General features: G+C 67.4%; 26 protein-coding genes, 1 tRNA gene and 1 pseudogene. 11 read left to right on the forward strand and 17 right to left on the reverse strand.

Translation table 11 applies throughout. From position 1 onward, the window contains the following. Nucleotides 1-235: hypothetical protein (locus ACFSCV_RS01695; protein WP_378796373.1), on the forward strand; the 235-nt coding region annotated here is incomplete at its 5' end. Between the two features lie 1,154 nt (nucleotides 236-1,389). Here ACFSCV_RS01695 and ACFSCV_RS01700 read toward each other — a convergent pair. From ACFSCV_RS01700 to ACFSCV_RS01720, 5 genes are all read right to left on the reverse strand, one after another. Further along, nucleotides 1,390-1,695 carry a hypothetical protein gene (locus ACFSCV_RS01700; RefSeq protein WP_378796375.1) on the reverse strand — a complete coding sequence of 102 codons (306 nt, stop codon included), beginning with the start codon at nucleotides 1,693-1,695 and terminating at the stop codon, nucleotides 1,390-1,392. 199 nt (nucleotides 1,696-1,894) lie between these two features. Then, nucleotides 1,895-2,740 (reverse strand): DUF4747 family protein, encoded by an 846-nt coding sequence (locus ACFSCV_RS01705; protein WP_378796377.1) that lies wholly within the window; start codon nucleotides 2,738-2,740, stop codon nucleotides 1,895-1,897. A 176-nt stretch (nucleotides 2,741-2,916) separates the two neighbouring features. Beyond that, nucleotides 2,917-3,534 carry a hypothetical protein gene (locus ACFSCV_RS01710; protein WP_378796379.1) on the reverse strand — a complete coding sequence of 206 codons (618 nt, stop codon included), beginning with the start codon at nucleotides 3,532-3,534 and terminating at the stop codon, nucleotides 2,917-2,919. Nucleotides 3,535-3,575: 41 nt separating this feature from the next. Continuing rightward, nucleotides 3,576-5,819, reverse strand: coding sequence for a tape measure protein (locus ACFSCV_RS01715; protein ID WP_378796381.1), 2,244 nt, complete (start codon nucleotides 5,817-5,819; stop codon nucleotides 3,576-3,578). Next, a complete protein-coding gene (locus ACFSCV_RS01720) occupies nucleotides 5,812-6,036 on the reverse strand; it encodes a hypothetical protein (protein ID WP_378796383.1) in 225 nt (74 codons plus the stop codon). Before ACFSCV_RS01720 ends, ACFSCV_RS01715 begins: the two co-directional genes overlap by 8 nt. Before the next feature lie 100 nt (nucleotides 6,037-6,136). Between ACFSCV_RS01720 and ACFSCV_RS01725 the strand changes: the two genes are divergently transcribed. Continuing rightward, entirely contained in the window at nucleotides 6,137-6,394 is a 258-nt protein-coding gene (locus ACFSCV_RS01725) for an I78 family peptidase inhibitor (protein ID WP_378796742.1), read from the forward strand. Here the strand turns inward: ACFSCV_RS01725 and ACFSCV_RS01730 are convergent. From ACFSCV_RS01730 to ACFSCV_RS01780, 11 genes and pseudogenes are all read right to left on the reverse strand, one after another. Then, a complete protein-coding gene (locus ACFSCV_RS01730) occupies nucleotides 6,391-6,585 on the reverse strand; it encodes a hypothetical protein (protein WP_378796385.1) in 195 nt (64 codons plus the stop codon). The genes ACFSCV_RS01725 and ACFSCV_RS01730 overlap by 4 nt on opposite strands. 41 nt (nucleotides 6,586-6,626) lie before the next feature. Continuing rightward, on the reverse strand, nucleotides 6,627-7,262 hold the full coding sequence (locus ACFSCV_RS01735; RefSeq protein ID WP_378796387.1) for a hypothetical protein: 636 nt from the start codon (nucleotides 7,260-7,262) through the stop codon (nucleotides 6,627-6,629). 125 nt (nucleotides 7,263-7,387) lie between these two features. Further along, a complete protein-coding gene (locus ACFSCV_RS01740; RefSeq protein WP_378796389.1) occupies nucleotides 7,388-7,678 on the reverse strand; it encodes a hypothetical protein in 291 nt (96 codons plus the stop codon). 195 nt (nucleotides 7,679-7,873) lie between these two features. Continuing rightward, nucleotides 7,874-8,233, reverse strand: a pseudogene (locus tag ACFSCV_RS01745) (HK97 family phage prohead protease); the annotation flags it as partial. Between the two features lie 190 nt (nucleotides 8,234-8,423). Beyond that, nucleotides 8,424-8,630 carry a hypothetical protein gene (locus tag ACFSCV_RS01750; protein WP_378796391.1) on the reverse strand — a complete coding sequence of 69 codons (207 nt, stop codon included), beginning with the start codon at nucleotides 8,628-8,630 and terminating at the stop codon, nucleotides 8,424-8,426. Next, complete coding sequence (locus ACFSCV_RS01755; protein ID WP_378796393.1) at nucleotides 8,627-9,235, reverse strand: hypothetical protein; 609 nt, start codon at nucleotides 9,233-9,235, stop codon at nucleotides 8,627-8,629. The genes ACFSCV_RS01750 and ACFSCV_RS01755 overlap by 4 nt, the downstream gene beginning before the upstream one ends. A gap of 9 nt (nucleotides 9,236-9,244) precedes the next feature. Beyond that, a complete protein-coding gene (locus tag ACFSCV_RS01760) occupies nucleotides 9,245-9,733 on the reverse strand; it encodes a hypothetical protein (protein WP_378796395.1) in 489 nt (162 codons plus the stop codon). 1,299 nt (nucleotides 9,734-11,032) lie between these two features. Then, nucleotides 11,033-12,538 carry a hypothetical protein gene (locus tag ACFSCV_RS01765; RefSeq protein ID WP_378796397.1) on the reverse strand — a complete coding sequence of 502 codons (1,506 nt, stop codon included), beginning with the start codon at nucleotides 12,536-12,538 and terminating at the stop codon, nucleotides 11,033-11,035. A gap of 246 nt (nucleotides 12,539-12,784) precedes the next feature. Next, nucleotides 12,785-13,012: a DNA-binding protein gene (locus ACFSCV_RS01770; RefSeq protein WP_378796398.1), complete on the reverse strand. Its 228-nt coding sequence runs from the start codon at nucleotides 13,010-13,012 to the stop codon at nucleotides 12,785-12,787. Then, the gene (locus ACFSCV_RS01775) at nucleotides 13,009-14,256 is read right to left on the reverse strand and encodes a tyrosine-type recombinase/integrase (RefSeq protein WP_378796400.1); all 1,248 of its coding nucleotides are present in this window, start codon (nucleotides 14,254-14,256) and stop codon (nucleotides 13,009-13,011) included. Before ACFSCV_RS01775 ends, ACFSCV_RS01770 begins: the two co-directional genes overlap by 4 nt. Before the next feature lie 164 nt (nucleotides 14,257-14,420). Next, nucleotides 14,421-14,510 (reverse strand) — tRNA-Ser (locus ACFSCV_RS01780). 106 nt (nucleotides 14,511-14,616) lie between these two features. Between ACFSCV_RS01780 and ACFSCV_RS01785 the strand changes: the two genes are divergently transcribed. The 8 genes from ACFSCV_RS01785 (at nucleotide 14,617) to ACFSCV_RS01820 (ending at nucleotide 22,693) form a co-directional block, all read left to right on the forward strand. Next, nucleotides 14,617-15,006, forward strand: coding sequence for a hypothetical protein (locus tag ACFSCV_RS01785; protein WP_378796402.1), 390 nt, complete (start codon nucleotides 14,617-14,619; stop codon nucleotides 15,004-15,006). Nucleotides 15,007-15,189: 183 nt separating this feature from the next. Next, nucleotides 15,190-16,431 carry a septal ring lytic transglycosylase RlpA family protein gene (locus ACFSCV_RS01790; RefSeq protein ID WP_378796404.1) on the forward strand — a complete coding sequence of 414 codons (1,242 nt, stop codon included), beginning with the start codon at nucleotides 15,190-15,192 and terminating at the stop codon, nucleotides 16,429-16,431. Nucleotides 16,432-16,528: 97 nt separating this feature from the next. Next, complete coding sequence (locus ACFSCV_RS01795) at nucleotides 16,529-17,740, forward strand: D-alanyl-D-alanine carboxypeptidase family protein (RefSeq protein ID WP_378796406.1); 1,212 nt, start codon at nucleotides 16,529-16,531, stop codon at nucleotides 17,738-17,740. After that, nucleotides 17,740-18,438 carry a dTMP kinase gene (tmk, locus tag ACFSCV_RS01800; RefSeq protein ID WP_378796408.1) on the forward strand — a complete coding sequence of 233 codons (699 nt, stop codon included), beginning with the start codon at nucleotides 17,740-17,742 and terminating at the stop codon, nucleotides 18,436-18,438. The genes ACFSCV_RS01795 and tmk overlap by 1 nt, the downstream gene beginning before the upstream one ends. After that, nucleotides 18,435-19,499, forward strand: coding sequence for a DNA polymerase III subunit delta' (locus ACFSCV_RS01805; protein WP_378796410.1), 1,065 nt, complete (start codon nucleotides 18,435-18,437; stop codon nucleotides 19,497-19,499). Before tmk ends, ACFSCV_RS01805 begins: the two co-directional genes overlap by 4 nt. A 28-nt stretch (nucleotides 19,500-19,527) precedes the next feature. After that, nucleotides 19,528-21,084: a methionine--tRNA ligase gene (gene metG / locus ACFSCV_RS01810; protein ID WP_378796411.1), complete on the forward strand. Its 1,557-nt coding sequence runs from the start codon at nucleotides 19,528-19,530 to the stop codon at nucleotides 21,082-21,084. After that, complete coding sequence (locus tag ACFSCV_RS01815) at nucleotides 21,081-21,899, forward strand: TatD family hydrolase (protein WP_378796413.1); 819 nt, start codon at nucleotides 21,081-21,083, stop codon at nucleotides 21,897-21,899. The genes metG and ACFSCV_RS01815 overlap by 4 nt, the downstream gene beginning before the upstream one ends. Beyond that, entirely contained in the window at nucleotides 21,896-22,693 is a 798-nt protein-coding gene (locus tag ACFSCV_RS01820) for an MBL fold metallo-hydrolase (RefSeq protein ID WP_378796415.1), read from the forward strand. The genes ACFSCV_RS01815 and ACFSCV_RS01820 overlap by 4 nt, the downstream gene beginning before the upstream one ends. 119 nt (nucleotides 22,694-22,812) lie before the next feature. Here the strand turns inward: ACFSCV_RS01820 and ACFSCV_RS01825 are convergent, their stop codons facing one another. Then, the gene (locus ACFSCV_RS01825; RefSeq protein ID WP_378796417.1) at nucleotides 22,813-23,688 is read right to left on the reverse strand and encodes an EamA family transporter; all 876 of its coding nucleotides are present in this window, start codon (nucleotides 23,686-23,688) and stop codon (nucleotides 22,813-22,815) included. Between the two features lie 256 nt (nucleotides 23,689-23,944). Between ACFSCV_RS01825 and mazG the strand changes: the two genes are divergently transcribed. Beyond that, nucleotides 23,945-24,769 (forward strand): nucleoside triphosphate pyrophosphohydrolase, encoded by an 825-nt coding sequence (mazG, locus tag ACFSCV_RS01830; protein WP_378796419.1) that lies wholly within the window; start codon nucleotides 23,945-23,947, stop codon nucleotides 24,767-24,769.

Below are 24,769 nucleotides of genomic sequence, written 5' to 3' on the forward strand. Positions count from 1 at the left end.
GGGCAGCATCGCCGATTTCACCGCGTCGGTCGCGGTCGATTCAGGCGTCGGGTCGCCGTCTGATTACGATCAGTCCATTCAAGCCTTGGACGCCTATCTCGCCCAGTTCGCAGCGAAAGATCAGCGGCGAGCTCTACTGGCGGCGTTGGAGGCGCTGTCGAGCCTTAAACTTACTGGCGAAACTGGGGCGGCAGCGAAGGAGGAGATTGTGCGACGGCTTACGGTTGGGTCGTAATCGCGGCGCTATACGAGAAGGCGCACTTCCTACAGTGAGCAGGCCCGACGGCTGATTGGGTGATGTTCCTACCTCTTAAACAGGTCTCTCGCCCTGATCCATTGTTCGAGCCTTGCTGAAAAGTGCTTCTCTAATTCCATCAGCTCGGATGACGCCGCTTCGCCGAGCGCAATGATTGCGCTTCGAATCTCAGCCAGCCGCGTGCTTTCTTCGAGAATCTGCCGATCTAGGTCCGCGGCGAGACTGCTACGCGCGCGGGGAGACGCCGTGTTCCGAGGGCACGAGTACGCGTCCACGCGGCGTCGCTTAGGGGTGTCAGATGCGCTCACATCAACACTCTGCTCGACGGCACCTGAATGGTGCTATCGCGTCACTCTAGATCGAAACTTCAATTCACAGGGCAGAGAAGGCCCTTGCTCAAGTCGATCTGCCCATTCTTGCGCTTGCAGCTCCGTCAGGCCCAACAGAAGGCAGGAGCCGAACTCTATAACCTCGCCTGTGGCGGTCAACAGGACGGCCCAGGAAGCCGACCTTTTGGCATTTAACTGCAGGACGCAGAATCGCACCGTCTCACCTATTGGCTGACCCGCACCGATACGGAGGCTGCGTAATGCGCGCTATCTAAAGGTTTGGTTGTAATATCCACTACAATTTGCCAGGTGCTTCCAAGAAGCGTTTAGCCCACACAACTTCGCGTAAACTAAAGAGCGCCCCGCTCGGCTCCGGCCGGTGGGGCTAAGAATGGAGGCGATCGAACGGGACGCATCGCATTGGCTCCTATCCGAACCAATGGGAAAACCCGGTCAAGTTGACCAGGTTTCTGCGAAGGGCGGCCGTGGAAACGAAGGCGGCATTTCAGCCGCCGCCCGGGAGCTCGGCATCGACCGCAATGAGGCGCGGCGGGCTCTGGCCATAGCCTCCCCTCCCGTCGAGGCTAAGACGCTCGCTGTCGATCTCCGGTTCGAGCGTGACGAGCACATCGCCGAGTGGATCGAGAGGACGGAACGAAAGCAGAAGAAGGGACTGCCGTCGCAAGTTGCGACAGCAGTCTTATCCGACGGACGCCGCTCGGGACCGCAGCATCTCCAGTCCGGCATCCGCGCTGCTGCCCGAGAGCTGGGCGTATATAGAGAGTTTCGGTCGAGACCGCGGCTTTAGGTGAGGGGACCATTGTCGGGTGGATGGTTGGCCCCTGCATTGAATATCCTCGCCATTCCAAAAAGCATGGCTCCAATAGCTAGTGCTTGAAACATCGTGTAGATCGTTAATATAGCCGCAATTGCATCAATAAAGGAGGCGTCTGTTCGTTCAGCAAAAATGCAAATAATTAATGATATAACTTGAAGGGCTATGTAATGAAGGAAGTTTGCAACTAATTTCATAAAATATGAGTTCGGGTCTCCATCTTCTGCCATATGCCTGAATACGGATGTCGAGGCAACGGAGATAACGATTGCCATCGCGCCGATCGTAAAGCCAAGCATGCTTGGAATTAGTGCTATGCCTATCGTACTGAAGCTACTTCCTTCGTCCTTAGTGAAGTAGAATAGACCTCCGACAATAAGGCTAACTTGAAGGTATGGAGACAGCAGGAAGCCGGTCCAGCCGCCGAATGTTGACCAGTACTGGTGATAGCGAACAATCGTGTTGCGCCAGGTTCTAAAAAACCCCAAGCTTAGAAAGGAACTTAGATATCGAGAAGCCTGCATCCCCAAGATCGAGAACTTCGATCTTAGGATGAGACTTTGTGGATATATCCACTGTTTCAGTCTCTGAATCACGACCCCGGCCTCTCACGTATCCGTTCTTAGATGCGACGCGAGCCAAAGTTTTCGTGGTCTCATCGGGCTCAAGACTGACTTCACCTGCCGCCTTCGTAAGTATTTGGTGGTAACTTTTGGCGTTCTGGGTAGCCAGTCGTTCGAGAATTCTTGCTTCATCGTCGAGCAGGTCTTCTGGATTTGGTCGTTCTATATGGATTTCCAACTTTGTAAGCCGGAGTAGGTAGATCTTATCGAGAGCGTCCTCTCTCGGGATGACGGTCACAGATACCTCAGGAAAGTCAAACCCCAAGATTTCTCGGCTAAACAACTTTCTGAAAAACTTTTCCGCCCGGGTGATGCCGAATTTTTCACCGAACTCGTTCTCTATTTCGACAATCAGTCTATGCCGCGTTATGTCGAAGCCATATCTAAACGATCTATAATTCGGTTCGACTTCGTCGGGGATATTCAGGTCAGCGAGGTCTTCATCCGAGGCAACATCTTCCTTTGCGCGGTTGAGCCATTTTGTGTCCTCCTTAATAGGCGTCCACGTCAGAACTCGGCCTACGAGAATATCCTCGTTGGGGCGCTTCCGCGGCTTTGTAATCTTCCCGTAAACAGGACCCCAGATTTCGAGTTCGACGTCCGCGGCCGCAGCGAGCATCCTTTGATAAATACCCTCGGGATGCGGCGATGCAGCTACGTTCAGCCCGGCAATGACGATCCTGTTCTGCTGCGGCATCAAGCGCTCCCGAAAATTCGCGAGCTCACTCTATCCGTGGTTGTGATGGAGTCGATTCCAATAGAATCTCAACCCACAGACTTTACGGCGGGTCACGCCGCAAAGCGCCGACGTAGATGTGGGCCCGTGCGGGCAGGTAGATTCAAGTGGTCACGCCGGGAGGCATTCGTCACCACTCACGCCGCCTTCTTCCGCGCCTCGATCGCTCGTCGGTTGATCGGCTCGCCGATCTCGTCGTCCCACGCGTGCACGACGGCCATATCGGCCGGCGCGGCGGCGGACACCTCGGCATGCATGACGAAACCGCCGATGCCGTAGGCGACAACCGAGTCCTGCTTATCCGGGAACAGCGGCCACGGCGTCTGCCGCGCCCTCTCCATGGCCGCGATGCCGTCGGCGACGGTGAAGGTGTCGGGGGTCGCCTCGTTGTCGAACTCTCCGCCGAGGAACAGCGAGTCCGCCTCGTAGACCGCGCCCTCGGGGTCGAGCGTCGAGCGCACCAGGAGTAGCGGCGCCGCGCGTCTGGCTGACCATCCAGCGATAACGAGTTCGTTCGCCAGCACGCCGGGCTTGTGTTCCATAAGCGTGTCGTACTTCGCGAGGATCTCGTCGAGCTGATCGAGGAAGCCGTCGAAGTCCTCGTATTCGAAGCCGGTGCAGGCGAGCCAAAAACCGGTGAAGGCGCGCGAGTCACCGCGGCCCGTGAAGACAGCGTTGGCGCGCGGGACGTCGTGAATTTTCTGGATGACGGCGCGCAGATTGCCGGCGTCGTCGTAGGTGGCCGCGTCGGCCATGACGTGAACCCGGTCGGCTCGCGTCCATGCGAGAACAGCGCTCATCGGTGGCGCTCCTTGATGTTGAGGGTTGAAGGGCCGATAAGGCCGCCCGACCCGCCGCTGCTGCCCGTGTTGAACAGCGCGCTGAACAAAGAGTCGATCGCGCTGTCGGTGAACCGGGTAAGCAGGCGGTCGAGCACGTTGGCGAAGGCCTCGGCGGCCGACTTGCCGGCCTTCAGGTCGGCGATGAAGCCTTTCGTGGCGTCGGCGCCGGCGTCGGCCAGCGTCTCGCGGGCGCGCCGCAGGTCTTCCTCGCTGTTCGCGGCGGCCTCGTTGGCGGCCTTTAGCTCGAAGAGCGCCGCGACCTTGGCCTGAATGGCTTGTCCCTCGGCGCTGCTGAGCTCGACCCCGGCCTGCTGAAGGCGCTGCAGAAGCTCCTGCTGCTCCGCGGTCTTGCCGATCTGATCGGCCTCGAGCGAGAGCGCCTCTGTGACGCGCTTCACGGCCTCGGCGCGCTGGTCCGCTTCCTTCTGAGCGTCGGTGCGGGCGACCTTCGACCGGCCGCCGGCGGGTTCTATGTGCCAGTCTTCATTCGCGAGCGGGAACGAGAGGCCGAACGATGATGCATTGGCGTGCGCCCACTGTCTGGCCGCCGCGTCGCCGTAGCCGAGATCGGCGGCCTTGCCGGCGTTGTGCATCGACTTGCCGGGAGGAGCGACCCATTTTCGGGCCGCCGCCTCGGACCCGTACTTGGCGACCGCCTGAGCCCAGAGCTGCGCCTGCCGCTCGACGGAACGCTTGCCGCTGTTGATCGAAATATCGTGGCCGGCGTTCTTGGCCGCCGCAATGAAGCCCTCGAGCGATTTCGCGAACGACTTATTGAGGCCGTCGAGCTTCGTCGCAGTCGCGCCGCCGACGGGGAACTGCCTCACGCTGACCGTCGACGACTCCGCGCCCTGCGCGGCTGGCGTCGCGGGGCCGGAGGTCGCGCCGGCCGGCGCGGGCGGCATGTTGTTGACGTCGCCGATGCGGACCTGGGCGCCGCGCGCCGCGGCGGCCTGCACGTTCTCGATGACCTTGCGGAGCTCATCGAGTTCGCTCTTGGCGCTCTCGATGCGGGCCGTGTTGAGGTCGACCGTGAGCGGGTTCGCGGCGAGCGCCGTAATCTCGGCCTGAAGGTCCTTGGCCTGCGCCTCGAGCTCCTCCAGCGACGCCGATGCGCCCGGCAGCTCCGGCCGTCGCCCGAGGGCGCGGTCGATTTTCGGCCCGATGTTGGCCAGCCCGGTGAATTTACCGAAAGACTCCGCGCCGCCGTCGATCGCGCGTTTAATCCGCTCCAGATATCGCAGAACTGCGTTCAGCGGTCCCTGCGCGTCTTCGATGAAATTGGCGAGATCCTTGATCGCCGTCTGCACATCGCCGATCGCGGCGACGAACATGTCCGTACTCTTGGCGCCGCTGTCGAACTGGCCGGCGAGTTGGATAAGTGACGTCTTCAGGTTCTCGAACGCGCCGCTGACCGTAGTCTGCGTGCCAGCCAGCTTGGCGTCGAGCTGCGTTGCGCCGCGCATGAACGCCTCGAAGAACGCACGATTCGAAACTTGGCCATCAAGCACGAGGCCGCGGAGCTTCGAGACGGAGCCGCCTGCTTCCGCGAGCCCGTCGGCGACCGCCTGCAAGATCGGCCGGGCGCCCTCGTTCACCGAGTTGAACTCCTCGGCCTGGACCCGTGCGGAGCCCAAAAGCTGGGAAAGCTGCAGCAGCGCGCCGGACGCCGACTCCGGCGTCGCGCCGGCCACGCGAAGCGCTTTCGCGACGTTGTCGGTGAAGCCGAGAAGATCGTCCTGCGAGGCGCCAAGTTCTTTCGCACTCTGAGAGGCGCGGCTGTAGAGCGTCACCAGCGAGCCGAGCGGAGCGAAGTTGGCCTGCGCGCTGCGGGCGAGGTTGTTGAAGACCGAAGTCAGTTCCGCGCCGTCGAGGCCGGCGACCTTCAACTGGTTTGAGAGGTTGCGGAATTCGTCCGTGTATTGGACGAGCGACCGCAGCGCCATGCCGCCTGCAAGTCCGCCGGCGAGCAGGGCGGACGCCTGGCGCAGACCGGCGCCGATACTGCCGAGCGAAGCGTTCGACTTGGCGGCCGCAGCCGCCATCGAGGCCTCGATGCGGCGGCGCGATTCTTCGGCGCGGCGCTCGGCCGGGCGCATAGCACGATCGGTCACGCCCGACGCTTTCCGAAGCTCGCGCTCGTACTTCGTCAGCGACGCTTCAAGCTGGACGACAAGTCGCTCGAGATCTTCAGCCAATGCCGGCCACCTCCGCCGCCAGGTGGCGCAGCGCGGCCGCGGTCACGTCGCGCCCGGCGACGGCACGGAGATGACCGACCGCGGCACCAAGCAGCGCGAAAGCCGTTTCGGCCGGGGCGGGGGAGGAGACGACTGCCTCGCGCATAGCCGTGATGGCCGCCTCCTCGAGCGCGCGCAGCGGGTCGGTCGCGCCATCGGGCGCGTGGGTGTCAGTCATGGAAAAGCTCAGGTTGACGCGCCGGTGGTCGGCTGCGGAGGTGGCGGCATCAGTCGCCGCAAAGGAGGGACAGATGCGTTACGGATTACCCGCGCTCGCCATGGCGCTCGCACTGGCAGGCTGCGCGGCAGGTGGAGCGACCCCGCCGGCCAGCGCTGGCGCGTGCGACCCGCAAGCCGCGGCCGCGCTCGTTGGGCGGGCCAAGGTCACGGTCGCTCGCGCGCGAGAGATGACAGGCGCGGAGCTCGTCCGGCAAATCGCGCCGGGGCAGCCTGTCACGCAGGACTACCGGCTAAATCGCGTCACGATTGAGACCGATCCTGCGACCGGCCGCGTTGTGCGAGCGAGTTGCGGCTAGGCGGCAGTCTCGTCGCCCATCGGCGGCCAGATGTGGATGATTTCCGGGTCCGGTATGTGCCAACCTGCTTTTAGGTATGCGTCGAGTTCGTGCGGCTCGATTTCGGCCGTCTCAAAGCAAGGCTCGTCGCGCTCGTCGGCCTGCGGCAGCTGCCGCTTGAGGGTGAGGGTGGTGGCGCAGCGTCCAGCCATGGGGGGTCCTTAGAGGGTTGAGAGGGTTAGGGCGGGGGCGATCACGCGGCCAACGGCTGGCCGACGCGGTCGTCCTCCCAGGTGTGGATGCGCTCGATGGTCAGCCTGCGGCCGGCCACGAGGCGGGCGTGATCGACCCAGCCGCCAACATTCGTGACCGCCGCGCCGTCCTCGCCGTCACGCTCGAACACAGGTGCGGGCGTGGCGCGCTGAGCCTCGATGGAGGCGAGGGCGGCCTCGACGCTGAACGAGCCTGCGAGCGGGGCCGGCCCGGTGCAGAACTGCTCGAGCGCCATGAAAGTGCCGGCGGGCGCGCCGTGGCGATCGTGGTTGACCCGCAGGGTCAGAATCATGCGCCTCGCGGCCGCGGACCATCCTCCGATCAGCACATTGCATGGCGTCGCCGCGACGTCCTTTTCGGCCAGGTAGGCGTCGAAGGCGGTGAAGACCTTCGCCTGCTTGACGATCAGGTCGTCGATCGTGCGGGCGTTCGCCGCCCTCAAAGCGGCCTCGATCGCCGGCCACGCATGGACCGTGCCGGAAACGACAACGACCATGCGCTCGATCTGGACGATTTTGGACGCGAACGCGACGACAACGCCATCAGATGTGTAGCAAGCAGCATCGGCCGCGATGTCGATCGCCGAGCCGCTGTTTGCGGCGACGATCGCGGTCATAGGCACACCGCGCCGCGGATCGTGGCGAGCGTCGTGCCGGCGATTGCGGTTGTGCCTACCGCCGTTCCTGCCGTTCCTGCTGCGAAGATTGCAGCGGCAATAGCTGCGGCCATAGGGGCCTCCCTTCAGTTGAAAAATTCGGTTGCGGGGTCGGCCGGGTCCGCGCTTTCGGGAAGCGCTCGGATCGCGGCCGTCGATGTCGGTGTGAGGCCAAGAGAATTGAGGCACTGCCGCAGAAGGTTCAGGGCAGGGACGCCAGCCTCGCCGCGCCGCATCCGCGCGTGCAGGTGGCACGCGATGTGGACGACCGCCCGATGGCTGCGGTTCAGCCACGGCGCGGCAGCCTCAAACTCGTGCCACGCCTCGCGAGCGTCCGGATCGATCAGGCAGTCAGGTGGATCGCCGAGCGGCGGCAATCCTGACGGCTCAAAGCGAGTTCGAAACCGTTCGGGGTGCTTGAAAAGCGCCCCTGTCAGGCGCGCCTGCGCGCGCGAAAGTCGAGGTCGCGGCACGACGCCCCCCATATTCTGAATTGGAAAAATGTGCGCGTTGGTCCCTCGCCGGTCCCTAGGGCGCCGAGGCGGCCGTCCTGCGACCACCCCCTCCCGACCTCAGGGGCGGAGGCCGCGCAGGCTCTGCGCCATCCGCATCTGCATGCGCGCCAAGCGGGCCGCGTGCGGGCCGTCGACCTTGCGCGACGCGGCGATCTTCAGCGCGACGCTCGTCGTGGGGTAGGCGGGATGGTCGACGATCGAGATTTCGCTCAGATGCATTTTGTTGATGACTCTGAGCGGGAGGTCGTCGTCGTCAATCCACGCTTCGGAAATGGCGATGAACCCGAAGCTCATCGCGCGCAGATCGCGGCGTCGCACGAGCTCGAGAGCCGTTTCGCCGTCCGGCGAGCTCGGCAGGTCGAGCTCAAAGGCCAAGCCGCGCGCGTCTGCCTTCAGTCGAAGCGTGCCGGACTTGGTCCGCCCGAGAAGCTACCTGCGGTCGTGGTGGAGCAGCGCTGTCACGTCTGAGAGGTCAGCGCTGCGAACCGCGGCGACACTGATCCGCTCACGGAAAAGGCCGCCGATCACGGCCTCGTCGTCGCACCGGATCGCATACCCTGACACGAGGCGTCCGCCGCCTGTCGCCCGGTAATCGGCGGCCCGAACCTCAATCACGATATCGCTCCGCAAGGGCGTCGAGCCGCGCACGCTTTTGGGCCACCGTCCGCTTCTTCCGCTTGTCGATGATTGTGCGCGCGATCACTTCGGCCGACGGGCGCGCTCGCCCGTCGTCGCCGATGTCCTTGCCGTTGATGCGAATGGAAGTGCGCCTCCGCGACGGCGACCTGGTCGCCAATTCCAGCCGCTCGCTCACTTCAGCGCCTCCGGGACTTCGGCGATCAGGCCTGCCGCAAAAGCCTGCTGAGCGAACTGCGGGCCGCGGGTTTCGGCGAGCCAAGCGGCGCGCATCGGCGCGATGCGGCCGACCCAAGCCGCACCGGAGCGGTCGAGCTCGTCATAGGCGCGCTCGACCTCGCGGGCCGCCGAGACGGCGGCCGCTAGATGAGCCACGAACGTTTCGAGGCGATCCTTGATCATCGGGCGCACCTGGTCGCACAGCGTCTTGGATGCGCCGCCTCTGGCAGCAGAAATCCGCTCGTCCAGAATGCGGAGCGCCGCGTCGACGTCGGCGATCTCGCGCCCGATCTCGGTTAGCCTGGCCCGCTTACCGGACGTTGGAACGCCGGTGATTTCGTCGCCGAGGAGCGCCGCCACGCGGGACGTCGGCTCCGGCTTGGGCGGCTCATTGTCCAGGGCGAACATGATTTCAGAACGCTCGAGGTCAAGGCTGCGCTTTTTCTCGTCGAGATCCAGCCGTCGCTCGTGGAGCGCCGCATATTCGGGCGAAACCTCGTCAAGCGAAGGCGCGCGGAAGGGTTCGGTGGCCGCGTTCGCGGCGCCGGCGGGCTTTTTGAACATGAGGGTCTTTCAGGTGAGGGAGCGAGCGACAGTCGCGAACGCGTCGCCGTAGACGTGAATGAGGGTCCGTCGCGGCAGCGCGGGCCAATCGTCGCCGTCGCCGAAGCGGAGCGTCTGCTCCTCGCCGTCGAGCTCGAGCCGGACGAGCGCGGCGGGCTCCTCGTGAAGTAGTACGATCTCGGTCACTGAGTGGTCGCCGGCGGCGGAGCGGTCCATTTCGCGCTCGAGGAGGCGGGTTAGGGAAACGGCACGATCGCTATGGCAGGTGAGGTCGGCGTACTTCCTGACGGTGCGGCCCGTTTCCCTCGGTAGGGGTGCGAGCGCGCAAGCGAGCAGAAGTGCGATGGCGTGGTCGTTATCGACATGAGCCACGGCGCGGCCGCTGGAGCGCGGCAGGACGTCGAGGTCGCGCAGACGCGCTGCATAGCTAACCGCGCGGGGCTTCGGGGTGAGCGTCGCCTCGGCGACGACTTCGGTCAGTCCGGAAACTGAGGTCACATGCGAGTTCCTGCATTGGTGACGACGAAAACCCCGCTCGCGCGGTGCGCGGCGGGGCAAGGTCGATTGATGGTTGGTAGGTCTAGGCCGCCTTGGCGGCTGCCCTGAACCCTAGATGGTTGGCAAGTTGGTCAAGGCCGAGGTCGTGGGCGAACATTGCGACCGACTCTGCGGCAGGGTTCCGCTTGCCCGGCTTCGCCCCATAGCTGAGCGCGACTGTCGACGCGGGCTGGTTCAGGAGCACGAAGCCTCGGACGGCCGGCCAGAGCTTCGGGCCGATGGAATCGATCGCAGCGCCGAGCTCTCTGGCGGCTTTGGATCGGTCAACGGCGGCTTCCGCCGGCCAACACCATGTCGGGTTGCGCGTGCTGTCGACGATTGGTCTGGCGCAATCATGAGTACCCATGACGCCGTCTGTCCCGGCTTGAGCGGCGAGGCGCCGGAGCCAAGTTTCAGCGCGTTGCTGCTCAGGCGTGAGAACTCGATCGCGCGCCCAGACGGGCGCGACGTTGTCGTTTGCCGAATCCATAGGGAAGCCCCGGACGCAAATTTGGATCTTAATTCCAAGATGTCACGAATCGTATACGGCGTCAAGAACAAAAAGGAAACAAATTCGCAAACCTGCGAGTGGCCGTCGCTTGACAGGTGGCCTAGGTCGTCATTCCATGGTGTCTCTGGTGGGCATTAGCCCCTAGATATGGTGTTTAATCGCTGGGAGATGAGCATGACGAAGAAAGGAAGCGGTGGTCCTCACCGCAGCGCCTCGAGCGGCCAATACGTGTCAGCCGCCCAGGGCAAGGCGAGCCCGCGAACGACGGTGCAGGAAGCGCCGGGCAAGAGCGACAGCACGGGCGGGGCCTATCGAAGCGCCATCAGCGGCCGGTTCGTAACCGAGGCGCATGGGAAGCGGAGTCCGAGCACGACCGTCCGTGAGAAGTAAGGCGGTGCACGCAACTTCGCCGGCCGCGGTGCGCCGCGACCGGCCCTAGATCACTGAACTAAACGATATCGTTTATTCCCGGCTCTCGACCTTAAGCCCCTCGCACCGCAATTGATCGCGGGCCGACGAGTAGCGCCGTTTATCGCCGTGAAGAAGTTGCCGGTAATGGGCGCACCAGCCGGCGCGCTTGTGCGGTTTGCAGAGCCCGCAGACCCGCTGCGACTTGCGTCGTTTCCGCTTGTGATGAGCCATTCCATCCTCCGCAATAGAGCGGCGCGCCCTCGCGGCGCGCGCGCGTCTTGCGGAGCAGGGGAGGGATGATGGACATGCGGGGATCGTCGGGCCGGGGGCGCAGGCGGTCAAGCCTCGATAGTCCACTTCGGCCCGCTTTCAGCGAGCTCGCGGGCGGCCTCGGGGGAGATGTCCAGCCCGATCAGCTCGTCAGTGTCGCGGAGTTTCGAAATCCCGACCTCGCGACAGAGGCGCGCCAGGCGGGCCGCGTCTGGCCCTGCCACGGGTAGCCACTCGACCTGGCTCTTGCCGTCTGGGCGAGCAATCGTGATGGCCACCGTCTTCGAGCCGTCGTCTTCGATCTGAAGACTGGCGTCCACGATCCGTGGCGACGTCAGGCGAGGCGCAGGCGGGGCTCGCTTCGGCGCGGGGGCGGGCCGCTCGGGCGCCAACTCGTCGACCGGCACCGGCTGGAGATCTGACAAAGGCGCTTGCGCCCCGCCCGGCGCCGCGCCGTACGTGTACCCTTTGCCCTCAGCTCGGATTTCAACGCGGCGGCCGACCGCTTGGTTCGCATAGGCCGTGCCCGCCGCGTTCGCGAGCGCCCGCTCCAGCGCCCGGCCCTCATCGGTGAGGGACATGATCACATGCCTGAATTCCGAGCCGTCATCGCGGCGGAACGTGACGTGCGTCTCGGGCTCGGGCGCGAAGGGATTTGGCACTTCGACGGATAAGACCGTGACGGCCTCGCCGGTGACTGCCCCCCGCGGCCCGCCCTTCGGCTCGCGCGGCTTCGGCTGGCGCTTCTGGAACCTCGCCGGCGCGTCCTCTTCGTAGCGCTCGTCGGCGAGCCATTTCGCCAAGGTGAACCGCGGCGCCGTCGGATCGCCCTGCGCCGCCCAAGCCTCACGCCAGGCCGCAGCGGCGGTGATGATGTCCTCGAGGTGCTCGGCCGGAAGTTTCGCGAACGCGGCCCGAGCGTCGGCCCGGCCGCGGCGGACGCCATAGGCGCGCCACAAGCGCTCAAAGTCATCTTCATCCGCCCGTGCGGCTGAGGAGGCGGCGACGCCGCCGACCGAAGCCGGGGAGGGCGTCCCGAGCTCCGGCTCGGTCCCTCTTTCAGTGAAACCCGTCCGTGGACGGGTTTCTGTAAGAGGGTCTTTGTGTCCTACGGGGGGCACGCTAACCGGATTTGCGTGCCCTACGGGGGGCACAACAGCGTGCCCTACGGGGGGCACGCAAATGTCGGCGGGATGGTCGTCCGAGACCCCAAAATCCGATTTCGTTGCAAGGCCGTTGCAAGCCGTTGCAACGGCATCACTAAGTGCTCGTTCTGCAATGCTTTCTGGTTGCATCGGCGTTGCAACGCCGTTGTCGTTGGCTGCAACGGCCGGCTGGCAAACCAGTCGCCAAGCCGGCACATAACGGCTCGCGGACCGGCCCCCACCCGCGGTCGCGGACAGGTACCCCCAAGCAACGAGCTCTCGCAGGGTGGCGGCCACCTTACTGAAAGACAGCGCCCGCCCGCTGCTGCCGGCGCGCTCGGCGAGCTTGTCCGCAATGTGCCGCGCCGACGCGAGGGCGTCGCCGTAGCGGTCGTGATGCCAATCCAAGATGAAGCTGAAGATCAGCATGTGGCGACGCGACGCGCGAGGATCGTAGGGCAGACGGCAGAGCAGTTCGAATTTTGCTTGCAGGCTTCCGGGCGTGGGAAGTTTTCGGACACGAGGAGTGTCTACGTTCCCAGTATTTCCGGTTGCATCTTGGGCGGATGCCATTATGTTTGACCTAGCAATAACGGGGTCGGGTCAGGGTGGTGCCTGGGCGATTTCGTAACAACTCAGGGCCGCGCTGCCGAGGAGGGCGGGCGGCCCTTTTTCTTATGCGACGCGGGCGACGCTCTCGCGCTCTTGCGCTTCGATCCAAGCGAGCAGAACCGACTTGCGCGCGGACAGCGCGCCTCCTAGCCGGAAGATCGGAATGCGGCTCGTCTCGACGAGGTAGTACACGCGGCGGACGTTCGCCCGCGATGGCGAGCCGTAGATGAACGCGGCGATCTCGCGGGCGCCCGTCAGCAGGTCGTCGGCGAGGGCAGGGGCGTCGCTCATCGGCGGGGTCCGTCGAGCAAGGACTCGGCAGGCGGCAGGTCGTGAAGCAGAAGATCGGCCCACGCCTGCGCGAGCTCTCGACGGCGGGCGAGGTGAGCGGCTCGGTTGTAAGCCCCCTCGACCGCGTTCGCCGGCGTGTGGCCCAGCATGAGGTCAATGACGGCGCGATCGGCCGGGAATTCCTCATTCATGATGGTGGAGAAGGTCGCGCGCCACCCGTGGGGGACGTGCCGGCCGCTATAGCCTACGCGCTTGAGCGCGAAGCTCATCGCATTCTCGGACATGGGCTTGTGAGCCCAACGGGCGTTCGGAAACACGTATGGGCTTCCGCCGGTTATCCGGCGAACTGCATCTAGAACTTCAACGGCTTTGGCCGACAGCGGGACTAGATGATCACGGCCGGCATCTTCCTTCCGCTCAAGCGCGAGTTTCATGCGCGCCGCTGGAACGGTCCATGTCGGCGCGTGCTGATCAAGTACGCCCAGTTCACTCCATGGCAGGCTATTGATCACTCCCGGCCGGACCGCGGTCAGCGCCAGCAAGCGATGCGCGAGCTTCGTGACCGGATGCCCAGCCTCGCTCTCGACGGCCCGCAGCAGCGCACGAGCGTCGTCGAGGCTCGTGACGGCCGGCTGGCGGCCCTTCCGCAGAGGGGCCATTGCGCCCTTAACGATTGCGGCGGGATCGGTCGCCGCCTGGCCGCTCGACATCGCGTAGCTAAAGACCGCCGAGATCCTCTGCCGGACCCGACGCGCTGTCTCAATCGCCGGCCGGGCCTCGATCTCGCGGAGCACGGCGAGCACGACCGGCGGCGTGATCTCGTGCAAGGGCAGGGCGCCGAGCGCCGGGAAGACGTCTCGCTCGAGCGAGGTGATTACGTCGTCCGCGTGGCGCGCGACCCATGTGTTCGCGTTGAGCTTGAACCACTCCCGCGCCACAATCTCAAAGGTCGTCGCCGACGCCTTGACCGTGGCGGCCTTCGCCACCTTTTTCGCAACGGCCGGGTCACGGCCGGACTTGAGGATCGCCCGCGCCTCATCACGCGCCTGACGCGCGCCGGCGAGGGAGAGCGCAGGGTAGGCGCCGAGGCTAAGGAGCTTCTCCTTGCCGCCGAACTCGTAGCGCCAGCGCCAGAGCTTCCCGCCCGCGGGTGTTACATATAGGTGCAGCCCGCCGCCGTCGGTCAGCTTGAACGGCTTCTCCCGCGGCCTCGTCTTGCGGATTTCCACGTCCGTGAGCGGCATAAGAGCTTCCGATACCCGGTTTCCCGAAAATATACCCGGAAAAATACCCTACTTTTTCCGGGTATGCACGAAACAAAACAGGAACAAACGGGACCTTGACGGACACCACAAGGGCCGGAAACCCCTCAGAAATCAACGTAAGTGTTTGATTTCGTTGATGTTAATGGCGGAAGGGGTGGGATTCGAACCCACGGTGGAGTCGCCCCCACGGCGGTTTTCAAGACCGCTGCCTTAAACCACTCGGCCACCCTTCCCGCGGCGCGGATGATGGCCGAGCGGCGCCGGGGCCGCAACTGGCGCGCATCCGACTCGGCCTTCGGCGCGTACGCTCTTCACAATCTACGCTTGAAGGAGGCCGGCATGCGCCCGATGTCCGTCGCCCTTGTCGCCGCCGCGCTCGTCGCAGGCTTCGCCGGAGCGGCGGGCGCCGAGCCGTTGCGGGGCGATTCGCTCGTGGGCGCGATCTCGGGAAAGCGCGTGTTTCTCGCCACGCCGCTCGGCGGCGAGTTCCCGCTGAACTACCGCGCCAACGGCGTCGTCGACGGCTCGGGCGAGGCGATCGGGCTCGGACGCTTCATGCAGCCGAAGGACACCGGCCGCTGGTGGGTCGATGGGGCCAAGCTCTGCCAGCAATGGCGCAGTTGGTACAATGGTAAGCAATTCTGCTTCAGCATCACGTCCGCCGGCCCCGGAAAGATCACCTGGGCGCGCGACGACGGCCTGACGGGGACCGCCCGCATCGAGCCCTGAGGGCGCGTGCGCGGAGCGTCGCGCCGCATTCTTGCCTTATTTCCGACGCTTGTTCTAACCTGACTGTGGCTCTGTCGTGACAGGGTCAGCATATGAGGGGGAATGCGCAGCTTCGGCGCGCGGTCGACGCCCGCGGAAAAAGCCGCGGCGCTCGGCGTCCTCCCTGGCAGGGAACTGGACGGCATGACCGACGCGGCGACGACTGAACCCATTCAACGTCGTCGCGCCTTTCGCCCGTTCCCATCCCGATCCGACATTGCGTTTTCGCGCTTCGCCCTCGGGCGCGTCGCCGCCGCGTCGGTCGCGGCGCTCGCCTGTGGCCTGATCGCGGGCTGCTCGGCGCAGACCGGGCGTCCGGTCGCGGCCGCGACGAGCGCGCCGGCGGCGTCCGTGGCCGCCGCCGAGGCGCCTCAGCAGGACGCCGTGAAGACCGCCGCCGCCCAGCCGGCGCAGGTCCGGGCCGCTGGCGGCCGCGCGGTCGCCGCGTCCGCCTCGCGCAGGACGAACGCGGTCGGCCTCGCGTCCTGGTACGGATCGCGCTTCCACGGCCGCCGCACCGCGAACGGCGAGACCTACGACATGCGCGCGCTGACCGCGGCGCACCCGTCTCTGCCGCTGCCGTCCTACGTCCGTGTCACCAACGTCTCCAACGGGCGGTCGCTGGTCGTGCGCGTCAACGATCGCGGCCCGTTCCACCGCGGCCGCATCATCGACGTCTCGAGCCGCGCCGCCGACGTGCTGGGCTTCAAGACGTCCGGCGTCGGCAACGTGAAGGTCGACTATGTCGGCCCCGCGTCGACGAGCGGCAGCGAGGATCTCAAGCTGCTCGCGACCTATCAGGAGTTCGGCCGTCCGGCGGCGCCGGAAGGCGTGCAGATGGCGTCGCTGAAGCCGGTGCGGGACGCCGACCTCGTGAACGGGGCAGGGGCCGCGCCGACCGTCGTCGCGGCGGCCCAGCCGGTCCGGGTCCAGACCAACGCGCCGGCCGCCGCCGCGGCGGCGACGCCGGTTCGTCCGGAGCCGCCGCAGGCTCCGGTGGTCGCCTACGCGGCGCAACCGGCCGCGAAGCCCTCCGCGCTCGGCGCGCCGCTGGCGCAGGCCGCGCGCGTCGCGGCCGCTCCGGCCGAGGCTCCGGCGCCGAAGGCCCAGGCACCCAGGGTCCAGACGCCGCCGCAGATCGCGCTGAAGCCCTCCATGCCGCCGGCGCCGGCCAAGCGGGTCGTCCAGCCCGCCGAGCCCGTGCTCGCCTCCGTCGCGCCGGCGATCGGCGCGGAGGAGGAGCCGGCGGCTCCCGCCGCCGTGGAGCCGGAGCGCCGCCGCGCCGGCGGCTCCGAGGTCTCGGCGCGCATCGCGGCGAGCTTCGAGGGCTTCGACTCCTTCGCGAAGCCGCAGGACGGCGGCGCCGCTTTCAGCAGCCTGCGCTAACCACGGCTCCGCGTTCCTCGCGCGCGCAGCCTGCGCGCCGTTGTGCGCGCGCCTTCGCGGCCGTATCCTGACGCCGTGGCGTTTTCGGGAGGGGGCGATGGTCTGGCTGTGCGGTCGTTCGGTCGGCCGAGGCGCGATCGCCTTCGCGGCGCTCGTGGGGCTCGGCCTCGCCGCCGCGCCGGCCCGCGCCGCGTCCCCGGCCGCGAAGGACATGCGGACCGAGGCGCCGATCGCCTTCCTTTACGACGTCACCGCCGACGCCGCCCTGTTCGCCAAGCAGGCCGACCTGCCGTCGCCGCCCGCCAGCATGGCGACGCTGATGACGACCGAGATCGTGTTCAAGGCGCTCGCGGACGGGGCGCTGAAGGCGGACGACCAGTTCAAGGTGACCGAGGACGCGTGGCGGCGGGGAGGGGCCCCCTCCCGCAGCTCCGCCATGTTCGCCAAGCTCAACTCGCAGGTCTCGGTGTCGGACCTGCTCCGCGGCGTGATCGTGCAGTCCGGCGGCGACGCCGCGATCACGCTTGCGACCGGCCTCGCCGGATCGGAGGCCGCCTTCGCCGAGCGCATGAACGAGCGCGCCAAGGCGCTCGGCCTCACCCGCTCCACCTTCCGCAACGCCACCGGCCAGCCGGACCCGGCGCAGGCGATGACCGCGCGCGACATCGCCCGGCTGGCGGCGCACATCATCCGCGTCTATCCCGACCGCTACGCCATGTTCGCGGAGCCGGAGTTCACCTGGAACAAGATCACCCAGCGCAACCGTAACCCGCTGCTCGCTGAGTATCCCGGCGCCGACGGCCTGAAGACCGGCTTCACGGCGGATTCCGGCTATGGGCTGGTCGGCTCGGTGACGCGCGACGGTCGGCGCCTGATCGTGGTGCTGAATGGGCTCGAGACCGCGAAGGCCCGCGCCGCGGAGGCCCGCAAGCTGCTGGACTGGGGCTTCGACGCGTTCCAGCGCCGCCGCTTGTTCGAGGCCGAGGAGCAGGTCGCCGAGGCCCGCGTGTTCGGTGGGGCCCAGCGCTACGTCCCGCTGATCGCCGACGTGGCCGTCGACGTGCTCACGCCGAAGAATGACGACGCCCGCATCGTTGCGCGGGTCGTCTATGACGGGCCGATCACGGCCCCGGTCGAGAAGGGCGCGCGGATCGGCGTGCTGCGGGTGTGGCGTGGCGACATGCTCTCGGTCGAGACGCCGCTGCGCGCCGGCGAGGCGGTGCCGGAAGGCGACCTCGGCCGCCGCGCGGTCGACGGCGCGCTGGAGCTGGTCGGCGACTGGTTCGATCAGGTCATCGCCAGGATCTGATGTCGGCCGTCCCCATCTCCGCCCCGGCCGTCGCCGGCGGGCGTTTCGTCACTTTCGAAGGCGGGGAGGGCGTCGGCAAGTCGACGCAGCTCCGCCGGCTCGCCGAACGGCTGCAGGCCGCGGGCGTCGCCGTCACCGTCACCCGCGAGCCCGGCGGATCGCCCCGCGCCGAGCAGCTCAGGGCGTTCCTGCTGTCCGGCAAGGCCAAGCGCTATGGAACCTTCGCGGAGACCGCGCTGATCGCGGCGGGGCGCGCCGATCATGTCGACCGGCTGATCCGCCCGGCGCTGAAGCGCGGAGACTGGGTGCTGTGCGACCGCTTCATCGACTCGACCCGCTGCTATCAGGGCGTGCTCGGCGAGGTGCCTGACCGCCTGATCGCTGGGCTCGAACGTCTCGCCGCGCGCGACGTCATGCCCGACCTGACCCTGATCCTCGACGCGCCCGCCTCCGTCGGGCTGGCGCGCGCTCGCCGCCGGGCCGGGCTGGACGCCGCCGCGGATCGTTTCGAGAGCGAGGACGAGAGCTTTCACCAGAGGCTGCGCGAGGCGTTCATTGACATCGCGCGCCACGAGCCCGAGCGCTGCCTGCTGATCGACGCGCTGGGCGAAGCCGACGCGGTCGCGGCGCGCATCTGGGACGGCGTCGTGCGGCGCTGGCCGGAGCTCGCGACGCAGACGAAGGAGGCCGCGCGATGAGCGACGTCGAAGGCGCGCCCGAATCCGACCGGCGCAACTCCTGTCCGCATCCGCGCGAGACCTTCGCCTTCGTGGGCAATCGCGCGGCCGAGGCCGATCTGCTGGCGTCCTACGCCTCCAGTCGGATGCACCACGCCTGGCTGATCTCCGGCGTGGAGGGCGTCGGCAAGGCGACGCTGGCCTACCGGCTGGCCCGCTTCATTCTGGCCAATCCCGACCCGACGGCCGAAGCCGTGCGGCGCGCGGCGAACCTCTCCGTGCCGGAGGACGCGCCGGCGGCGCGCCGCGTCGCCCGGATGTCGCATCCGGACCTGCTCGCGCTGCGGCGCGGCTGGAACGCGGACCGCAAGGCGTTCTACGGCGACATCCGCGTCGACGACGTGCGGCGCGCGACCACGTTCTTCGGCGCGACGGCGGGCGAGGGCGGCTGGCGGGTCGCGATCGTCGACACCGCCGACGACATGAACGGGGCCGCGGCGAACGCTCTTTTGAAGGTGCTGGAGGAGCCGCCGCCGCGCGCGGTGTTCCTGCTGCTGTCGGCCGCGCCGCGCTCCCTGCCCGCGCCCGTGCGCTCCCGCTGCCGCACGCTGACGCTCGCGCCGCTTGCCGCGGAGGAGACGCTCGCCGTTCTCCACGGCCTGCCGGAGATCGCCGAGCAGCACGACGCCGAGGCGCTGCGCCGGGCGGCCGAACTCGGGGAGGGCAGTGTGGCGCGCGCGCTGTCTCTGCTCGCGAGCGACGGCGCGTCGCTCCACACGGCCGTGGCGGCGCTGTTCGACAAGCTGCCGCAGGTGGACGTGAAGGCGGCCCATGCGCTCGCCGAGGACCTGTCGAAGCGCGGCGCGGAGGCGCGGTTCGCGCTGTTCGTGACGCTCGTCGGCGACTGGCTGCACCAGCGCGTCCGCGCCGGCGCCGCGGTGCGGGAGCCGCGCCTTGCGCGCCTAGCCGAGGTATGGGAAAAAACCGCCCGCTCCGCGCGTGAAATCGAGGTGTTCAACCTCGACCGGCGGCCCTTTGTTCTCGAGACGCTTCAGCAGCTTGCCGGACTCGCGCGCCGCTGACGCCGGCTTGAGCCCGAGAGTGTGATCGATGGCGACCGACAAGAAGCCCTTCTACGTCACGACGGCCATCGCCTACCCCAACGGGGCGCCGCACATCGGCCATGTCTACGAGGCGGTCGCCACCGACGCGATCGCGCGTTTCCACCGGCTCGACGGCCGCGACGTACGCTTCCTCACCGGCACCGACGAGCACGGCCTGAAGATGGCGCAGACCGCCGCCCGCGAGGGCGTGCCGCCGCTCGACTGGGCGACGCGGAACGCCGCGCGCTTTCGCGAGATGGACGAGCGCTACGGCGTCTCCTTCGACCGCTTCATCCGCACCACCGACGCCGACCACTACGCCGCGAGCCAGGAGCTGTGGCGGCGGATGAAGGCCGCCGGCGACATCTATCTCGGCAAGTACGAGGGCTGGTACTCGGTCCGCGACGAGGCCTATTTCGACGAGAGCGAGACGACGCTGGGCGAGGACGGCTCCCGCAAGGCGCCGACCGGCGCTCCGGTGGAGTGGGTGGTCGAGGAGAGCTATTTCTTCCGGCTATCAGCCTATCAGGACCGGCTGCTGAAGCTCTACGAGGAGCAGCCCGGCTTCGTCGGCCCGGACTTCCGCCGCAACGAGGTGGTCGCCTTCGTGAAGCGCGGGCTGAACGACCTTTCGATCAGCCGCACCACCTTCGACTGGGGCGTGCCGGTGCCCGACGACCCGAAGCACGTCATGTACGTCTGGGTCGACGCGCTGACGAACTACCTCACAGGCGCCGGGTTCCCGGACGAAGCCAGCGACCTCAGGCGCTTCTGGCCGGCCGACCTGCACGTCATCGGCAAGGACATCATCCGCTTTCACACGGTCTACTGGCCGGCCTTCCTGATGTCGGCGGGCCTCGCCCTGCCGAAGCGCGTCTTCGCCCACGGCTTCGTCAACAACCGCGGGGAGAAGATGTCGAAGTCGGTCGGCAACGTGATCGACCCCTTCACCTTCGCCGACGCCTATGGCGTCGACGCGATCCGCTACTTCCTGCTCCGGGACACCCCGTTCGGGCAGGACGGCAACTACACCCACGAAACCATCGTCGGGCGCATCAACGCCGACCTCGCCAACGACCTCGGCAACCTCGCGCAGCGCTCGCTTTCGATGATCGCGAAGAACTGCGAGGGCAGGGCGCCTCGTCCCGGCCCCCTCGCCTCTGCGGACGAGGCCGTTCTCGCCGCGGTCGACGGCCTCGGCGCGACCGTGCGCGCGGCGGTCGGCGAGGTCGCGCTGCACGCCGCGCTCGCCGCGATCTGGAGCGTCATCGCCGAGACCAACCGCTATTTCGCCAACGCCGAACCCTGGGCGCTGAAGAAGACCGATCCCGAACGCATGGGCACGGTGCTCTACGTCACCGCCGAGGCTGTCCGGAACGTCGCGATCCTGACGCAGCCCTTCATGCCGACGGCCTCCGCGAAGCTGCTCGACCTGCTCGCCGTCGCCGAGGAGGCGCGGAGCTTCGCGTCGCTCGGGAGCGCGGAACGTCTCGCGCCCGGCGCGGCGCTGCCGGCGCCGCAGGGCGTGTTCCCGCGCTACGTCGAGCCGGAGGCCGCGGCGTGACCGGACCGCTCGTCGACAGCCACTGCCATCTCGACTTTCCGGACTTCGCCGCCGAGCAGGACGGGATCGTCGCGCGGGCGCATGCGGCCGGCGTCGGGCTGATGGTGACGATCTCGACGCGGGTCCGCCGCTTCGACCAGATTCTCGCGCTCATCGAGCGCCACCCCTCCGTATACGGCACCGTCGGCACCCATCCGCACAACGCCTATGAGGAGCTCGACGTCACCGCGGACGAGCTGATCCGGCTCGCGGAGCATCCGAAGATCGTCGGCTTCGGCGAGGCCGGGCTCGACTATCACTACGAGGGCGACTACGCGGCGCAGGAGCGCGGCTTCCGCACGCACATCGCCGCGGCGCGCGAAGCGCGGCTGCCGCTCGTGATCCATGCGCGCTCGGCCGACGACGCGATGATCGCGGTGCTCGAGGACGAGATGGGGAAGGGCTCCTTTCCGGCCGTCCTGCACTGCTTCTCGTCCGGGCCGGAGCTCGCGCGCCGCGGCGCCGCGCTCGGGCTCTATGTGTCGTTCTCGGGGATCCTGACGTTCCGGCGTTCCGACGAGCTGCGCGCGATCGCGGCCGAGGTCCCGGCCGACCGGCTGCTGGTGGAGACCGACGCGCCCTATCTCGCGCCCGAACCGTTCCGCGGCAAGCGCAACGAGCCGGCCTACACCGCGAACACCGCCGCCGTGCTCGCCAAGGTCCGCGGCTGGAGCGAGGCGGAATGCCGGTCGATCACGACCGATAATTTCTTCCGTCTTTTCAACAAGACGCCGCGATCCGCTCTTGTGGCGCCTGAGCCGGCGGGCGCCGCGTGAGCCTCAGCGTCACCATCCTCGGCTGCGGCTCCTCCGGCGGCGTGCCGCGGGTCGCGAGCGGCTGGGGACGCTGCGACCCGAACGAGCCCAAGAACCGCCGCCGCCGCTGCTCGATCCTCGTCGAGCGCGCCGGGCCGGACGGCGTGACACAGGTGCTGGTCGACACCGGCGCGGACCTGCGCGAACAGCTGATCGACGCAGGCGTCCAGCGCCTCGACGCCGTGCTCTACACCCACGAGCACGCCGACCACACCCACGGCATCGACGACCTCAGGCCGCTCGCGATCCACGTCCGTAAGCGGGTCGACGTCTGGGCCGACGCCCGCACCGGCGCGTTCCTGCGCAGCCGCTTCGGCTACGCCTTCGAGACCCCGCCGGGCTCGGACTACCCGCCGATCCTCAACGAGCACCGCCTGCAGCCCGGCGAGCCGACCGCGCTCGAAGGGCCGGGCGGGGCGATCGTCGCCCTGCCGATCGCGCTGACGCACGGCGCCGAGACGGCGCTGGGCTTCCGCTTCGACGGGCTGGCCTACACGCCGGACGTCAACGCCATTCCCGACGCCTCGGCGGCGCTGCTCGGCGGCCTCGACGTCTGGATCATCGACGCGCTGCGGGACACGCCGCATCCGAGCCATTTCTCGCTGGACGACGCGCTCGGCTGGGTCGAGCGCCTGAAGCCGCGGCGCGCGGTCCTGACCAACCTCCACACCGATCTCGACTACGCCACGCTGAAGGCCCGGCTGCCGGAGCATATCGATGTGGCTTACGACGGGATGAGGATCGCCGCGCGCTGACCGTTCCTGCGCCGCGCCGGTCGTCGAAGCGGGCCGGAAGCCTCATTCTTCAGCGGTCCGATCAACCGAATTGTTCCATAATATATCTTATGCGACTCGGGGTTGGCCACGTGGCGTGCTCACCCCTGCGCCAGGAGAATGACGCCAGCGACCAGAACGGCGCTCCCGGCGAGCCGCCACGGGCCGACCCTCTCGCGCAGCACCAGCATGCCCATGAGCGCGCCGAGCATCATGGACATCTCACGCATGGGCGCGACCAGGCTGAGCGGCGCTCCCGAAGACAGCGCCGCCAGCACGAGGATGTAGGAAAGCGGCGACAGCAGGCCTACGGCGATCGCGATCCGCCAGTAGCCGCGCATGGCCTCGACCGCCCGCCCCGGCTTCGCGACCACAAGCGGCGCCAGCAGGAAAAAGCGCAGGAGGTTCGAAAACCAGTCGAGCACGACCGGCGCGATGCCGAGCTCCTTTACCGCATAGGCGTCGACCACGGTGTAGGTCCCGATCAAGCCGCCCGTCGCGGCGCCCCACCGCACGCCGGCATGTCCGCTCGGACGCCGGAACACGGCGAGATCGCCCTGCGTGGCGATGAGGACGATCCCCACGGCGACGAGAAGCACGCCGGACAATCCGAAACCGGACGGCCCTTCTCCGAGGATCAGGAAAGCGCCGAGCGTCGACAGCATCGGGCCGGAGCCCCGCGCGACCGGATAGACCACCGACAGGTCGGCGACCAGATACCCGCGTTGCAGGCAGAGGCTGTACGCCAGATGAACCAGCCCGCTGACGAGAACGAACCCGACGCCCGCGCATGTCCAGACGACGCCGTCGCCATTCGCGAGCTGGTGGATCACCCAGGGCGCATAGGCGGCGCAGGCGACCAGATTGTAGAAGAAGACGAATATCGGCCCGACCGTAGCGGCCTTCTTCGCGAGCAGATTCCAGGCCGCATGGACGAAGGACGCCAGAACAACGAGCAGCAGCGAGGAGAGCGCCATCGAGACCTCCTTTTGCGCCGACGGCGCAGGTTGATCTCGACTTCTCCGCCTCTGGGATTTTGCCCCTCGGGTGCAGCCGCGGAACGCCCGCGGTTTCTGCAACGCTCGGTCCAGCGACGGCTTCGCCGTCCGGAACCCTAGTTGCCACTCGGTCGATACGGAGAAGCTAGCCCGTCCGTAAGAGCGCGATCAAGCGCTACGCCTTGACCGCGCCGCTGCGGCGGGCGACCAGAGCGTTCTTCCGTGGAGAACGCGCATGACCCCTGCCCGCGACATCGCCCGGCTGATCGAGATCATGGCGGCGCTCCGCACGCCCGTGACGGGCTGTCCGTGGGACCTCGAGCAGGATTTCGCGTCGATCGCGCCGTACACGATCGAGGAGGCCTACGAGGTCGCCGACGCGATCCGGCGCGGCGATCTCGACGACCTCCGGGACGAACTCGGCGACCTACTGCTGCAGGTCGCGTTCCACGCCCGCATGGCCGAGGAGCAGGGCGCCTTCGCCTTCCCCGACGTGGTGGAGGCGATCACCACGAAGCTGATCCGGCGCCATCCGCATGTGTTCGGCGCGGCGCGGGACCTGCCGGCGGCCGAGGTCAAGGCGCTGTGGGGCGAGATCAAGGCCGAAGAGAAGGCCGAGCGCGCCGTCCGCCGCGGCGAGACGGCGAGGGCGCCGAGCCTGCTCGACGGGGTGACGCCCGCCCTGCCCGGCCTGACCCGCTCCGTGAAGCTGCAGGAGAAGGCCGCCACGGTCGGCTTCGACTGGGACAACGTCGGGCTGGTCGTGGGCAAGGTGCGCGAGGAGGCCGACGAGGTCGCCGAGGCGGTCGCGAGCGGCGACCGCGACGCCATGGAGGACGAGATCGGCGACCTGCTCTGCGCCGTCGCCAATCTCGCGCGCCACGCCGGCATCGATCCGGAAGCGGCCGTCCGCAGGTCGAACGCCAAGTTCGAGCGCCGCTTCCGCGCCATCGAAGCGGCGCTGGCGGCGCAAGGCAGGACGCCGGCCGACAGCGACCTCGACGAGATGGACGCGCTCTGGAACGCGGCCAAGGCCGCCGAGCGCAAGGCGGCGGAGTAG

Origin of the sequence: Methylopila henanensis (genome assembly GCF_042681025.1) — a bacterium.
Lineage (GTDB): Bacteria > Pseudomonadota > Alphaproteobacteria > Rhizobiales > Methylopilaceae > Methylopila > Methylopila henanensis.

Coding starts and splice junctions, on each gene's coding strand:
- mazG (WP_378796419.1), top strand. CDS start 23,945: ATGACCCCTGCCCGCGACATCGCCCGGCTGATCGAGATCATGGCGGCG.
- ACFSCV_RS01785 (WP_378796402.1), top strand. CDS start 14,617: ATGCGCCCGATGTCCGTCGCCCTTGTCGCCGCCGCGCTCGTCGCAGGC.
- ACFSCV_RS01700 (WP_378796375.1), bottom strand. CDS start 1,695: ATGGCAATCGTTATCTCCGTTGCCTCGACATCCGTATTCAGGCATATG.
- ACFSCV_RS01765 (WP_378796397.1), bottom strand. CDS start 12,538: ATGCTGATCTTCAGCTTCATCTTGGATTGGCATCACGACCGCTACGGC.
- ACFSCV_RS01705 (WP_378796377.1), bottom strand. CDS start 2,740: ATGCCGCAGCAGAACAGGATCGTCATTGCCGGGCTGAACGTAGCTGCA.
- ACFSCV_RS01730 (WP_378796385.1), bottom strand. CDS start 6,585: ATGGCTGGACGCTGCGCCACCACCCTCACCCTCAAGCGGCAGCTGCCG.
- ACFSCV_RS01795 (WP_378796406.1), top strand. CDS start 16,529: ATGGTCTGGCTGTGCGGTCGTTCGGTCGGCCGAGGCGCGATCGCCTTC.
- ACFSCV_RS01790 (WP_378796404.1), top strand. CDS start 15,190: ATGACCGACGCGGCGACGACTGAACCCATTCAACGTCGTCGCGCCTTT.
- ACFSCV_RS01775 (WP_378796400.1), bottom strand. CDS start 14,256: ATGCCGCTCACGGACGTGGAAATCCGCAAGACGAGGCCGCGGGAGAAG.
- ACFSCV_RS01805 (WP_378796410.1), top strand. CDS start 18,435: ATGAGCGACGTCGAAGGCGCGCCCGAATCCGACCGGCGCAACTCCTGT.
- ACFSCV_RS01720 (WP_378796383.1), bottom strand. CDS start 6,036: ATGACTGACACCCACGCGCCCGATGGCGCGACCGACCCGCTGCGCGCG.
- ACFSCV_RS01755 (WP_378796393.1), bottom strand. CDS start 9,235: ATGTTCAAAAAGCCCGCCGGCGCCGCGAACGCGGCCACCGAACCCTTC.
- ACFSCV_RS01770 (WP_378796398.1), bottom strand. CDS start 13,012: ATGAGCGACGCCCCTGCCCTCGCCGACGACCTGCTGACGGGCGCCCGC.
- tmk (WP_378796408.1), top strand. CDS start 17,740: ATGTCGGCCGTCCCCATCTCCGCCCCGGCCGTCGCCGGCGGGCGTTTC.
- ACFSCV_RS01710 (WP_378796379.1), bottom strand. CDS start 3,534: ATGGCCGACGCGGCCACCTACGACGACGCCGGCAATCTGCGCGCCGTC.
- ACFSCV_RS01735 (WP_378796387.1), bottom strand. CDS start 7,262: ATGACCGCGATCGTCGCCGCAAACAGCGGCTCGGCGATCGACATCGCG.
- metG (WP_378796411.1), top strand. CDS start 19,528: ATGGCGACCGACAAGAAGCCCTTCTACGTCACGACGGCCATCGCCTAC.
- ACFSCV_RS01825 (WP_378796417.1), bottom strand. CDS start 23,688: ATGGCGCTCTCCTCGCTGCTGCTCGTTGTTCTGGCGTCCTTCGTCCAT.
- ACFSCV_RS01725 (WP_378796742.1), top strand. CDS start 6,137: ATGGCGCTCGCACTGGCAGGCTGCGCGGCAGGTGGAGCGACCCCGCCG.